Source organism: Desulforhopalus singaporensis, from assembly GCF_900104445.1.
GTDB lineage: Bacteria > Desulfobacterota > Desulfobulbia > Desulfobulbales > Desulfocapsaceae > Desulforhopalus_A > Desulforhopalus_A singaporensis.
Window position 1 is genome coordinate 25,936 of record NZ_FNJI01000024.1, and the last position, 12,397, is coordinate 38,332.

11 protein-coding genes are annotated in these 12,397 nt (G+C 51.6%); 8 read left to right on the forward strand and 3 right to left on the reverse strand.

Annotated elements, in window-relative coordinates:
• Positions 1 to 106 precede the first annotated feature (106 nt).
• Complete coding sequence (queA, locus tag BLQ17_RS15300; RefSeq protein ID WP_092224386.1) at positions 107 to 1,201, forward strand: tRNA preQ1(34) S-adenosylmethionine ribosyltransferase-isomerase QueA; 1,095 nt, start codon at positions 107 to 109, stop codon at positions 1,199 to 1,201.
• A 20-nt stretch (positions 1,202 to 1,221) separates the two neighbouring features.
• On the opposite strand, the gene BLQ17_RS15305 is transcribed toward queA, so the two are convergent.
• The gene (locus BLQ17_RS15305) at positions 1,222 to 1,488 is read right to left on the reverse strand and encodes an FmdB family zinc ribbon protein (protein WP_092224388.1); all 267 of its coding nucleotides are present in this window, start codon (positions 1,486 to 1,488) and stop codon (positions 1,222 to 1,224) included.
• 383 nt (positions 1,489 to 1,871) lie between these two features.
• Here BLQ17_RS15305 and murI point away from each other — a divergent pair, with 383 nt between their 5' ends.
• The 4 genes from murI to rpsA all read left to right on the forward strand — a co-directional run bounded on the left by murI (position 1,872) and on the right by rpsA (position 6,518).
• The gene (gene murI, locus BLQ17_RS15310; protein ID WP_092224390.1) at positions 1,872 to 2,651 is read left to right on the forward strand and encodes a glutamate racemase; all 780 of its coding nucleotides are present in this window, start codon (positions 1,872 to 1,874) and stop codon (positions 2,649 to 2,651) included.
• Positions 2,652 to 2,658: 7 nt separating this feature from the next.
• A complete protein-coding gene (locus BLQ17_RS15315; RefSeq protein ID WP_092224391.1) occupies positions 2,659 to 3,357 on the forward strand; it encodes a LolA family protein in 699 nt (232 codons plus the stop codon).
• Position 3,358: 1 nt separating this feature from the next.
• Positions 3,359 to 5,155, forward strand: a complete 1,797-nt coding sequence (locus tag BLQ17_RS15320) for a RiPP maturation radical SAM C-methyltransferase (protein ID WP_092224393.1) — start codon at positions 3,359 to 3,361, stop codon at positions 5,153 to 5,155.
• 160 nt (positions 5,156 to 5,315) lie between these two features.
• Positions 5,316 to 6,518 (forward strand): 30S ribosomal protein S1, encoded by a 1,203-nt coding sequence (gene rpsA, locus BLQ17_RS15325; protein WP_092224394.1) that lies wholly within the window; start codon positions 5,316 to 5,318, stop codon positions 6,516 to 6,518.
• A gap of 91 nt (positions 6,519 to 6,609) precedes the next feature.
• Here the strand turns inward: rpsA and BLQ17_RS15330 are convergent, their stop codons facing one another.
• Positions 6,610 to 7,794: an MFS transporter gene (locus BLQ17_RS15330; RefSeq protein ID WP_092224396.1), complete on the reverse strand. Its 1,185-nt coding sequence runs from the start codon at positions 7,792 to 7,794 to the stop codon at positions 6,610 to 6,612.
• A 251-nt stretch (positions 7,795 to 8,045) separates the two neighbouring features.
• On the opposite strand from BLQ17_RS15330, the gene BLQ17_RS15335 reads away from it, so the two are divergent.
• The 3 genes from BLQ17_RS15335 (at position 8,046) to pyrC (ending at position 12,138) form a co-directional block, all read left to right on the forward strand.
• The gene (locus tag BLQ17_RS15335) at positions 8,046 to 10,106 is read left to right on the forward strand and encodes a hybrid sensor histidine kinase/response regulator (protein WP_092224398.1); all 2,061 of its coding nucleotides are present in this window, start codon (positions 8,046 to 8,048) and stop codon (positions 10,104 to 10,106) included.
• Between the two features lie 67 nt (positions 10,107 to 10,173).
• Complete coding sequence (locus BLQ17_RS15340) at positions 10,174 to 11,052, forward strand: TIGR02285 family protein (RefSeq protein ID WP_092224400.1); 879 nt, start codon at positions 10,174 to 10,176, stop codon at positions 11,050 to 11,052.
• An 84-nt stretch (positions 11,053 to 11,136) separates the two neighbouring features.
• Positions 11,137 to 12,138 carry a dihydroorotase gene (pyrC, locus tag BLQ17_RS15345; protein WP_092224402.1) on the forward strand — a complete coding sequence of 334 codons (1,002 nt, stop codon included), beginning with the start codon at positions 11,137 to 11,139 and terminating at the stop codon, positions 12,136 to 12,138.
• A 36-nt stretch (positions 12,139 to 12,174) separates the two neighbouring features.
• On the opposite strand, the gene BLQ17_RS15350 is transcribed toward pyrC, so the two are convergent.
• Positions 12,175 to 12,396, reverse strand: a complete 222-nt coding sequence (locus BLQ17_RS15350) for a hypothetical protein (RefSeq protein ID WP_092224404.1) — start codon at positions 12,394 to 12,396, stop codon at positions 12,175 to 12,177.
• Between the last annotated feature and the right edge of the window lies 1 nt (position 12,397).

Consider the following 12,397-nt stretch of genomic DNA (forward strand, 5'->3'; position numbering starts at 1 on the left):
CCCAAAAGCCGTTCTTTTCATCGATGCGAACTTAACGCATTATTACAAAAATTGCATCGCTTGCAAAACAATACCCGCGGTAATCCACAATATTTCCAGACAGCCAATGATACCTCAAGAAGATCTGACCCTTGAAGCCTACCGTTACCATCTGCCCAAAAACTGTATTGCCCAGCATCCGGCCGACCGGAGAGACACATCGAGATTAATGGTACTCGACTCAGGCAGCGATTCGCTAAGCCATCGCCACTTCAACAATCTCGATGAATACATCGGGCCATGCGACATGCTGGTGGTAAACAACACCAAGGTGTTTCCGGCACGTCTTGAGGGAGTGAAGGAGACCGGCGGCAAAGCGGAAGTTTTTCTCCTGGAGCTGCCTTCAGAGGATGACTGCGACATCGGTACGGCAACGGCCACAGCGCTTATTAAATCGTCAAAACGGCCCAAGCCAGGTTCGGTCATCACCATCGGCGACAATCTGCACTGCGTTGTTTCCGAGTTGCTCGAAGACGGCAAGGCGGCCCTGGAACTGCACTACAATCGCTCCCACACTCTGGCTGCATGCCTTTTAGAATGCGGCCAGGTTCCGCTTCCGCCGTATATTGTCAGGAAAAACGGATCGACAAAGGAAGACGCCGCCCGCTACCAGACCGTCTATGCGGCGCAGCCGGGTGCTGTGGCCGCACCCACCGCCGGCCTGCACTTCACCGACAGCCTCCTGTCGCGAATTACCGATAAAGGCACACTCCTGGGCGAAGTAACTCTCCATGTCGGCTATGGCACTTTTGCCCCGGTCCGGGACAACGACATCACCCAGCACAAGATTCACCGGGAATTTTTATCTATCCCCGAAGAGACAGTCGCCAAAGTGGAAAAGACCAGGGAGCGGGGAGGGAAAATATGGGCTGTTGGAACAACGTCGGTCCGGGCGCTGGAATACGGCGCTCTTAAAACCGGCCGCCTGCAGGCTACAGAGGAATGGTGTGATCTTTACATCTATCCGGGCTTCAAATTTCAGGTAACGGACAATCTCATTACGAATTTTCATCTACCCGATTCGTCGCTGATGTTTCTGGTATCAGCACTTTGCGGTCGAAAAACCCTTCTCAACTGCTATAAGAAGGCAATTGAGAAGGGGTATCGTTTCTTCTCCTACGGGGACGCAATGGCCATTATCGGCGACCACCCACGGGTCTGAGTGGTCCGTAAAAAGCTGGATTATGCAGCGGCAGGGCACCCTGCGCAGCCGCCACCGGCTTGACAGGAGGGTGCCGGTTTTGATTTTTCCGTCCCCCCGGCTGCCGACTTGCTCGCGTAACCGTCGGCGTACCAGCCGCCGCCCTTGAGCTGGAAAGAACTCATCGACATAAGTTTTGTCACCGGCGCCTGGCACTGGGGACAGTTGGCCAGAGGCTCATCGGAGATCTTCTGCTGCACTTCAAAAATCTGCTCACATGCTTTACATTCGTACTCATAGACTGGCATTGTTCAACCACCTGTTTGCTCTGTAGTGTTAACTTTTCAATATCTCAAAAAAACCCGGATATTTTAACTAAGATGCTTTTACACCGGCCAGAAATCTAATTCTCAACACCATATCTGTCAACATATTGTACGGTCTATTTCATAAAAACTAACAGGCGGGAGCTTGTTGTCACCAGATTTTTTTGGTATACAGCTAACCTTACAGTTGCCGACCCGCACCTGCCGGCACGTCCACCTCAGGGGCAGGCAATCCTCACCAGAGAATAAAAAAAATCTGCTGCGGGCCGTACCCCTGTCACGGCGCTAAGCGTTGAAACAGTGAGCGGGCCAAACAAATACATGCGGGCCAATTTCCATGCCCTTACAGCTTCTTTACAACGTATATGATTGGTATATTTGATTCAGGCGTCGGCGGCATGACCGTTGCCCGCTCCATAGAGCTTGCCCTGCCTAACTATCCGGTAGTCTACCTTGGTGATATTGCGCGTACCCCATACGGTTCCAAAAGTGCTGCGATCATAACCAACTACGCCATTGAAAACAGCGGTTTTCTGGTAGACAAGGGGGCAAAAGTTATCGTTATCGCCTGCAGTTCGGCGTCCAGCGTCGCAACAGAACAGTTGCGCCGGGAATTTGATGTGCCGATTATCGAGGTCATCACCCCGGCGGTCCGGGAGGCAGCCAAAGTGACGAGGGGCAGAGTGGGCGTCATAGGAACCAGCGCGACCATCCGCAGCGAATCGTATCCACGACTTCTTACAAAGCAGGATCCTGCGCTCAAGGTCTACTCCAAGGCCTGTCCACTGCTCTGTCCCCTGGTCGAGGAAGGATGGACTGGCAGGCGGGAAACCAAGATGATTCTGCGGCGCTACCTTCATGATCTCAAGAAACACCAGATCGACACCCTCATCCTCGGCTGCACCCACTACCCCCTGCTCAAACACCTCATCCAGCCGAGGATTGGTAAAAAAGTACATTTAATAGACCCTGCCCAGGCGACAGCAGAAAATCTCAAAACATTTCTCGTGCAAAATCCCGTGGTGAAGGAAGAACCCTCCCACACCCCGGAGGACAACCTCTATTATGTGACCGACACCAGCCAATCGGCTACGGAAATCGCAACAAGGATTTTTCAGCGTGAGATGAAACTTTTGCCAGCATGAATATCTTATGAATAAAGCCATACTCTTCTTTGTCGTTTTTTTCGTTATTACCACAATTCCGTTTAACGTACAGGCCTCGGCGCCCGATGGTGAATTTCCCGAGGACATAGCCGCAAGAGTGCAGAGCCGGTACGACCGGATGGCCAGCCTCTCATTTGCCTTTCACCAGGAGACCGTAGGCGAAATTACCGGCAGGAACCAGAAAGGAAGCGGCCATGCCTTTTTTTTAAAAGACAATAGCGCTCCTAAAATGCGCTGGAACTATGAGTTGCCTAATCGCCAGGTGCTGCTTGGCGACGGCAAATTATTTTCCATGTACTTTGAAAACCTGCAGCAGATGATTGTCACTCCGGCAGAAAACCTGGATACGGACCTTACCTACTCGTTTTTCACAGGAAAAGGGCGGCTGCTCCATGATTTTCATATACGCCCGCCGGACAATGGAATTGACCACACCAAACAAGCGGACATTGCCATAATAAAGCTTATACCGGTCATTCCCCAGTCCCAGGTTCAGGATATACACCTGTTTGTCTCCGCCGACTCCCTGATCCGCAGAATCTCCATAAAGGATCACTTCGGGACAGTAACCACCATCAACATCAGCGATATAGAAGTGAACGCCCTGGCAAAGTCGAGCAGCGCCGAGCTGGACAAGATTTTTTCCTTCATCCCGCCTGAAGGAACAGAAATAATACGACAGTGATATGGACAGCCCTTTACCGTTTAAGGTGGCCCTTGTTTCGATGCCCTGGGCAATCGTCAATCGCCCCTCGGTCCAGTTGGCCACCCTGAAGAGCTACCTGCAGCTGCAACAAGACATTCAAGTCGACAACTATCACCCGTATCTGTCAATCGCCGCATCCCTGGGTCCGTCGCGCTATACCGAAATTGCCCTTTCCGGCATGGGCGGAGAAGCACTTTTTGCTCCCCTTGTCTTCTCAGGGAAAAAATCCGACAGCAGGATCCTGTTCAACCATCTGCTGGCAAACAGCAGGAAAAAGCAGCCGGATTTTGATGAGATTGCGGCGACAGTCGCCACCGCATGCGACGACTGGTTGAAGACCTTTACCTGCTCCGATTACAGCCTGATCGGGTTTTCGGTCTGTTTCAATCAACTCCTGCCTTCGCTTTATATGGCAAAACTGATAAAGCAAAAGTACCCGGCGGCGGCGATCGTCTTTGGCGGCTCATCGTGTTCGGGCGGGCTGGGGAAATCGCTTCTGGCCCACTTTCCCGAAATCGACTACGTGATAAGCGGAGAGGGAGAAAGGGCGCTGGAAGCACTCTGCTCCTTTGTAAAAGGCGATAGTGTGCATTTGCCGGAAAATGTTTTTCACAGCAGCGAGGAAGCGGCGACAAAGAGTATGTCCCTGGTCGATCTTAACCAACAGCCTCCGCCCGACTACGACGACTATTTCCGCCAGATGCACCACCTTTTCACCAACCAGCCTTTTATCCCGGAAATTTCCCTGGAGTTCTCCCGGGGCTGCTGGTGGAACAAGTGCAGCTTCTGCAACCTCAACATCCAATGGCCGGACTACAGGTGGAAAAACGGCATGAAGATGGTGCAGGAGACGCTCGACCTTGCCCGCAGATACGAATTGCTGAACTTTAATTTTACCGATAATGCCCTGCCCCCCAAAGATGCTGATATTTTCTTTAGCGAAATCAAAAAACAGGCGATGGATTTCTCGTTTTTTGCCGAAATCAGGGCAACCCTCTTTCCCGACCGGCTAAGGCTCTATAAAGAGGGCGGTCTCAACACTGTCCAGGTCGGTATTGAGGCGCTGTCAACCTCCCTTCTTGAAAAACTGAAAAAAGGCACCACCGCCATAGAAAACATAGCGGCAATGAAACACTGTTGCGAGCAGAACATAGCGCTCAAAGGCAACCTCATCGTCGAGTTCCCCTCGTCCTCTGACCACGAGGTGAGTGAGACCCTTGAAAACCTCGACTACGTGCTCCCCTACCCGCCGCTTGACACCGCTTCATTTTTCCTCGGGTTCGGCTCACCGGTTCACAGCTATTTCCACGACTACGACATCCGCTCGCTGACAGTCCACTGCAAAAACAGGCAGTTGTTCCCGGAAAGGTACCAGAAATCAATGACCATGATGCTACTAGGCTACCGCGGGGATCGAACCATCCAGCGAAAGAGATGGAAGCCGGTCATACAGAAGGTCAGGGCATGGAATGAGTTTCATGCCAACAGAATGAATTTGACCCCGCCGCTGAGCTACCGGGACGGCAAAACCTTTCTGATCATCCGCCAGGAACGTCCTCACGGACCGCCACTGCAGCACCGGCTGCGGGGACTATCAAGAAGGATATACCTGGCCTGCGGAGAAATAATCACGCTGGACAAGCTGCTTGAACTCTTTACAGAAGTCAGGCGGGATCGGCTCACACTCTTTATCGAATCGATGTGTTTGAAAAGGTTAATGTTTAAGGAGCAGGATAAAGTTATATCGCTTGCAGTGCGGCAGGAAACGTGTCGATAAACCGGGATTGTTCTGGTTCACGCACCAACAATGCTTGCCACCCTGCCAATCTGTGATATAGTTGGCCGTAACCTTTTTTCTCATATTGAGACGCAACCAAACCAGCGCCAGGCTCAAGCGAGCCGCGGCTAACCCCAAAACCACAGTTTGACAGGAAGACATGACAGAAGCAAACAGTGACAGCTTTGAGGATCTGTTCAAAGCACAACAGACCAGGAAAATCAGGCACCTCACCCCGGGGCAGAAAATCAAAGCAACCATCGTGGGCATAACCGAAGAGACCACATTTCTTGATGTGGGAGGCAAAAGCGAAGGTGTCTTGAACAGCTCCGAACTCAAAGACGGAGAAGGAAACATTTCCTATCAACTAGGAGATGTCCTTGATGTTTATTTTCTCCAGGCGAAAGCCTCCGAACAGCTTTTCACCATGAGAATCGGTTCGGGATCTTCCACTGCCCACCTGGAGGAAGCGTTCCGGTCATCAATCCCGGTTGAAGGTTTTGTCAAAGCGGAAATCAAAGGCGGCTTTGAGATCACCCTCGGCGGTAACGTACGGTCATTCTGTCCCTATTCCCAGATGGGAATTCGCCGGGTGGAAGATAGCGGCAAGGAATACCTTGAAACCCATATGCAGTTTCTGATCACCCGTTTTGAGGAGAACGGGCGCAACATAGTGGTATCCGCCAGAGCACTTCAGGAAGCCTTGAGAGAGGAGATGCGCGAGAAGCTGCGCAACACCCTCGAAGAGGGACAGACCATCGACGGAACCGTAAGCTCAATCCGCGACTTCGGCGCATTTGTCGATATCGGCGGTGTCGACGGACTGATCCCGATTTCCGAAATCGGCTGGTCAAGGGTGCAAAACGTGGCAGAGCATTTCACGGTGGGCCAGCAGGTAAAAGCGGTCATCAAAAAGCTCGACTGGGACAACAACAGGATATCTCTTAGTTATAAAGAAACCCAGGAAGACCCGTGGGAAAAAGCTGCCGCCAGTTTTGCCGAAGGCTCGACCCATACGGGGACGGTGGCCAGACTTGCTCAGTTCGGGGCCTTTGTAACCCTCGCCCCAGGCATCGACGGCCTGATCCACATTTCGAAACTGGGAGCAGGCCGGAGGATCAATCACCCTCGGGAGGTGCTGGAGGAAGGCCAGGATATCGATGTCAAAATCGAGTCATTCGACCTGGCCGACAAGAGGATCGGCCTGGTACCGGCAGATTACGTTTCCCAGGAAAGTGAACAGGAGCAGGAGCAAAAGGAATATCGTAAATTTATAGCCAAAAACAATGGCGCAAAAGAAAAGAAGACCGTCGGCAGTCTCGGTGCCCTGCTCCAGGAAAAACTGGCAAAAAAGAAAAAATAACAAGCCATCCCGACTCGTAAAGTGCATAAAAACATCCCGGCAACACTCGGGTTGCGTGTTACCGGGGTGTTTGCCGAAAATGTTGCAAAAGTTACCCGCGGCCAGGGCTGCCAGCCTGTTTATCCCCGGATACTATCAGCATGCCAGCCAGCAGGCTCCCTCCCCCGACCGCCACGGCAGTGACATGATAAGCAGAAACAATACCCCACATGTTCATACTGGTGCCGGCAAGAATTGCCCCGGTAAAAACCCCGGCGCTCATTGCAAAACTGAACACCCCCATCATCGTGCCGTGCCCATACAGGTTTTTCGCCTCCAGCGATGCATATGCTCCGAGCAGCGCCCAGACGCACGCCTCGGTCACACCGAGAAAGAGATAAGTTATTGCCATCATGGCAAAACTGTCGATGGACGGAATGACAAAAATAAGACCACTAAGGGCCAGCGAACTGCCTAAAAGAAGAGGGAGTTTACTTACGGTATCACCAATTCTGCCAAAAGGGATCTGGAATACGGCATTAACCAGGGTCCTGCAGGCGATGACAATACCGATCTGCAACCCGGTCGTCTCCTGCCAGGCCGACATCAGCAGGGGCAAAAAAGCCATGGTCGGAACCATCACGATCATGGTGGCATAGCGTGCAACAAGGATTCCGCAGGTTTTTCGACTGGAAAGCATTGCAGAAAAACCGGCCAGCAATTTTTTTTTCGTTACGCTTTTGGTCCCGTCATTGCCGGGCATGAAGCGAACAACCAGCAGCAGTGCCATAAAGCTGAGCAGTGCCATGGCATAGAACACCACACGAAGCCCAAAAAAATCGTAAATACAGCCGCCGATCACCGGACCGCAGCCAATACCACAGAAGATAGCTATATTGAGATAGCTCATATAACGCCCTTCATGTCCAGCTGGGGCGAGCAGACTCATATACGCCATGGCAATAGGCACAATCATCGCCGATCCCACCCCGTGAAAGCCACGGATAGCGATCAGGTGAAAAACGGTATTCGCGGAGGGAATCATCAGTCCCACCAACCCGTATATGAGCAGACCGACCATGAGAAACCGTTTTCTCCCCCACTGATCGGAAAGACTTCCAACAACGGGTTGGAGCGCGCCCCTGGTGATAGAAAACGCGGCGATTATCATCCCCAGGGCAAACCCGCCGGCACCGAGATCCTTGGCATAAACCGGCATAACCGGAACTATTATGCCTATCCCCAGCAAGGCGATGAATATCGACAGGAGCAGGGTTATCACGGTGTACTTCTTCATCTGTCCACCCACAAAATAGAATTATAACTTATTGTTTTACCAGATAAAATCAACTCATCACATTGACAAAAAAAGACCGAAGGGACTACTATAGTTGCAAATCTCATGGAGTCAATCAGTCTTTTTTTGATTTATGGAACGAATAGGGTATAATTGCCGCTAACCCTGATACCGCAATCACCGATTTTACCGGCAGCTCACCTGTCGACTGGCTGGCTTTCATAAAAATAATCACCACAAATCACAACGAAATGGCTTTTTTCATCAAATCCCGCCATACCGTTTACCTCCTGAGCGTGTTCTTCGCCGCCTATTCGATCATTGCCCTCACCTACATCAATCGTAACAACAGTGATCTCAAAAATGAGTTTGCCCATCATGCGGTTGTTATCTCCGATGATATATGGGCGCTCAACAAAGAGGGGGCCAATGCCTACCTGCAGCTTGTGGCGTATAAGGATCACTTCAGTTCCATAAGAGTATCCATACCGGGCGATCCCTCTTACCTCAATGTCGATTCCCCTCCTCTTTCTGGCCTTTTCGGCCTGCTTGAAAAGCTCAACCTTATCTGGAAACGCCAGCTCTCTTCTGCTATCGAATACAAGGGACAGTTGATTGGCCACCTTTTCGGGACCAAGTATGTAAGAACGTTCTTTCCACTTGTAAATATTCTTATTTTCATGCTGTTCGGGCTGCTTCTCGTTGTTTTCGTGATTTCCCAGGCGGCTGGCAACAAAATGCTGAAAAAACAGGTGGAAGAGCGGAGCCTGCACCTGAGAAGAACCCGGAAGAGATTTCAGGATCTGATCAACATGCTGCCGGAAATGGTACTGGAAACCGACACCGACGGCTTTATAATCTACGGCAACGATACCGCCCGCACCAACCTCAAGCTGACCCCTGGAGAATTCTTTGACTTTCTTGATTTCATCGACGCCAAAAACCGCGCTCAGGTACAGCAGGAATTCCAAAAATCACTCGAGGGCAGCAATTCTCATCTTCTTGAATGCAACATGGTGGTTAAAAACGGGAAAATGATTCCCGTGCTGCTGCGCATCTCCCCCGTTCACCGGGACGATGAAGTGTCGGGAACACTGATGATCGCCATAGATATTACGAGACACCGGGAGATGGAGAAACAGCTCCAGCAGGACCAGAAGATGAAGACCATAGGTATCATGGCGGGCGGAGTCGCCCACGATCTCAACAATATTCTCTCCGGCATAATAAGTTACCCGGAATTCCTGCTGCTGGATCTGGAAAAAAACAGTGAAATGCGCAAACCTCTGGAGGCCATCAGGCAGGCGGGTCTTGACGCCGCCCGGGTGGTTTCTGACCTGCTCACCGTTGCCAGGGGGACCGCTGTCGACACGGAGACTACCAACCTCAACGACCTGATAGTCCATTATCTCGATTCACCTGACTTCAAACAACTCACGCAGCAATATCCGCATATAACCGTCACGACCTTTCTCGCAGAGAAGCTGCCCAGTGTCGATTGCTCTCCCATCCATATACGCAAGTGTCTGATGAACCTGATAAGGAACGGATTTGAGGCAATTTCCAGCGAGGGAACAATAGAGATCCGTACAGCACAGAGCCCGGCCCTCCCGGACTCGTGTGTTTCTGCCACCACCACTTCATGCATCCTCAGCCAGTCGCCCCCCCATGACGATTACGTACGAATAAGCATCTGTGACACCGGAATCGGCATAGACCCCCAGGAAATCGAACAGATTTTCGAGCCATTCTACAGCAAGAAGGTCATGGGAAGAAGCGGATCGGGCCTGGGCCTTACCGTGGTCAGGAATACCGTTTGCGAACACGGCGGCTCAATCAACGTCAGAAGCGGTAACGATAAGACCTGTTTTGATATATATTTTCCAGGGATCGAGAGCATGGTGCCCTCCAGGACCGAGCAAAAAAACTGGCGCGAATTTCTCGGTCACGGACAGACGGTACTGGTCATAGACGATGAATACAGGCAACGAATCATCGCCCAGAAGCTGCTTGAGACACTGAACTACAAGGTAGTAACCGTTTCATCGGGAGAAAACGCCGTCGAATATCTGAAGAACAACCCGACCGAACTTCTGCTTCTTGACATGATAATGTCTCCGGGGCTCAACGGCCGCAGGACGTACGAACAGATCCTGAAACACCACCCGGACCAGAGAGCGGTCATAGTAAGCGGCTATGCCGAAGACGACGATGTGGAGGCAACCCTAAAAATGGGTGCCAGTTCATTTGTCGCCAAGCCATATACCCTGGAACGCCTCGGTTCTGCAATATACAACACCATCAATCCATGATATGGTCTACGCTTACTCTTTGCTGACTGGTCCTGACAGACAAGTTTATTAATACTGGAGCCAAATAATGAAACCGACCGTGTTGCGTTACCTGTTTGTCACCATCCTGTTCGCCGTGTTTTTTTCCCCTCAGCAACCTTTTGCGGCCAATCCCCTGATCTGGCTCGAAGCTGATGCCCCGCCGTTTTTCATTCATGACGGTCCGTACCAGGGACAGGGATATGAAGACCTGATAACCGATATCGTTACCAACCATCTCCCCCAATACCAGCACATTCGCATGAAGGCAAATATCTCACGGCACTACCAGCAATGGAAACAGGGAGAGCCGGCCTGCAGTCTTGCCATGTTCAAGACCCCCGAAAGGATGGAGTTCGCCTACTTTTCAATTCCAAGCGTATTCACCCTTCCCGCGGTTCTCATTATCACCAAGGACAGATATGAGAGTTTCGGCGGGAGCAAGACTGTAAGCCTGGAGGAGATTCTCTTGTCGGGCAACTTTGTAGTCGGCCGCTCGGAAAACCGCTCCTACGGTCAGGAGTTTGACAACGTGCTCGACAAGTTCGGCACCGACAAAAACATCTTTTCCTATGAAGGACCGCAGCTCTCCGAAAATCTATTCAGGATGCTGACCGCAGGACGCATCGACGCCCTGCCGGGGCTCCCCGAAGAAGCCATGTACCTGGCAGAGTCTCTTGGGCATCGAGATAAGATAATGACCCTCAATATTGTCGAAAACCAGGACAACCACAACGCGTCTCTTAGCTATGTGGCATGCTCGAAGAATGAGTGGGGCAAGAAGGCCATAAGCGCGATCAACGAGGTACTGCTCCGACAGCGTCCCACCGCAGAGTACAGGGCAGCCTACGAGCGCTGGCTCGACCCCAGCAGCATCGAGCAATACCGGAAGCTGTACCGGGAAATACTCCTCAACACCAATGAGTGAGGCGACCACTGTACCGTACGGCACCCCAACATCCGCGCCGGACTACCACCTTTTTATCAACACTTCAACTCCTGTATAAACCTTATGAACATTGATATACGCTCCCCCCTGGACATGCACCTGCACCTGCGGGAAGGTGAAATGCTTGCCCGGATTGCACCTCTTTCCAGTATGAGCTTTGCAGGTGGTGTCATCATGCCCAACCTCAAGGAGCCGGTCGATACTCTCGAAAAGGTTCACGGCTACAGAAAAGCTATAGAAGAACAGTGTAACCCGGATGAATTTACACCATACATGACAGCTTTTTTCAGGTGCTATTCCGCCGCGGAACTGCAAGCACTGCGCAGCGCCATAATCGGCATCAAACTCTATCCTGCAGGGATCACAACCCAGAGTGAAGCCGGAGTTTCCGACTTCAGCGGGATCGAAGAAACCATTTCTGTCATGGAGGAGTTGCAGATACCGCTCCTGGTTCACGGAGAATCGAACGGTTTCGTGATGGATCGCGAAAAAGAATTTTTAAAAATTTATGAAAGGCTGGCGAAAAATTTCCCCAAGCTCCATATAATCATGGAGCATATCACCACCGCCGACGCTGTCGAGTTTATGGACAAATATCCCAACATCTCTGCCACTGTCACGCTCCATCACCTGTTCATCACCCTCGATGACGTTATCGGCGGCCTTATGGAACCGGACCTTTTCTGCAAACCGATAGCCAAAACGCCAAGAGATCTCGGAGCCCTCCAGGATGCGGTCCTCTCGGGTCACCCGAGGGTCATGTTCGGTTCCGATTCGGCACCCCACCCGCGGCAGAAAAAAGAGTGTTGCGGCTGTGCTGCAGGGATATTTTCAGCACCTGTCGCCCTGCCAATGCTCGCCGATTTTTTTGTAAAGAGGGGGAAACCGGAATTGTTGCAGGGGTTCGTTAGCGATATAGCCTGTCGCCGCTATAGGCTCACTCCTGTAAACAGGACGATACGACTCAGCCAGCAGAGCTGGCGGATTCCCGAACTGTATAACGGGGTCAAGCCTTTTGGCGCAGGTTGCGAAATCGGCTGGAAGCTGGCAACAGAGAAAAACTGAAAATTGCTCCAGACCACTTTTTTTGAAGTACCCGGTTCAGTCCTCAGCTTCACGTGCTTCGGCATCGGTTTCAGGAGGTGTAACGGTAACCTTGTTGATATCGGCATCTTCCTCAGCCTGTTCGTATAGAAACATCGCCGGCCCGGCCTTGCGCTCGGAACCACTATCGGGCCTGACCGGGTATTTGTGACCGGGATCACCGGGTGAAGCACAGCCGCCCAAAAGACAGACGGCGAAGAACAGGGCTGTCAAACGCATG